Below are 296 nucleotides of genomic sequence, written 5' to 3' on the forward strand. Positions count from 1 at the left end.
GGCCCGCCTTGCCGCGGTGCGGCAGGCCGTGGGCCGGGACATCAAGCTCCGCATCGATGCCAATCAGGCCTGGAACGCCAAGCAGGCGGTCCGCAACCTGAACCAGATGCAGGAGAAGGGGCTGGACATTGAGTTCGTGGAGCAGCCCGTGCCCGCCGCAGACCTTGAGGGGATGCAGTATGTAACCCGCCATGCCGATGTGCCCGTGCTGGCCGACGAGAGCGTGTTCAGCCCGGCAGATGCCCTGCGGATCATGCAGACCGGCGCGGCCGACCTTGTGAACATCAAGCTGATGA

The 296-nt window shown here is 65.5% G+C and carries 1 protein-coding gene; it reads left to right on the forward strand.

The window, feature by feature from the left end; all coding sequences use genetic code 11:
- Positions 1-296 (forward strand): enolase C-terminal domain-like protein (locus tag P0G09_RS19320; RefSeq protein ID WP_275253481.1); only part of this gene is annotated, 296 nt, incomplete at both ends.

This window comes from Faecalibacterium sp. DFI.5.82, from assembly GCF_029076575.1.
GTDB classification, from domain to species: domain Bacteria; phylum Bacillota; class Clostridia; order Oscillospirales; family Ruminococcaceae; genus Faecalibacterium; species Faecalibacterium duncaniae.